The organism is Aquabacterium sp. A08 (genome assembly GCF_011742065.1).
Genome location: NZ_JAAQQT010000415.1, coordinates 1 through 262, shown reverse-complemented (window position 1 = coordinate 262; position 262 = coordinate 1). Strand labels below are relative to the sequence as shown.

At 72.5% G+C, this 262-nt stretch carries 1 protein-coding gene; it reads left to right on the top strand.

Features of this window, described 5'->3' with window-relative positions:
• Positions 1-2 precede the first annotated feature (2 nt).
• Positions 3-262, top strand: a 260-nt coding sequence (locus tag HA630_RS27165; RefSeq protein ID WP_166832215.1) for an NTP transferase domain-containing protein, incomplete at its 3' end; no start/stop codon positions are given.

Sequence of the window (262 nt, the reverse complement as noted above, 5' to 3'; positions counted from 1 at the left end):
GCATGGCATTGGCAGTGGATGTGGTGGTGATGGCCGCCGGCAAGGGCACGCGCATGAAGAGCCGCACGCCCAAGGTGTTGCACCGCCTGGGCGGCAAGGCCCTGGCGGCGCATGTGATCGGCTGCGCCGCCCAACTGGGGGCACGGCGGGCGGTGGTCATCACCGGACACGGCGCCGAACAGGTGGAAGCCGCGCTGGCGCCCCTGGCCACCCCGGCGCTGGCGCTGGACTTTGTGCGCCAGGAACCCCAGCTGGGCACCGG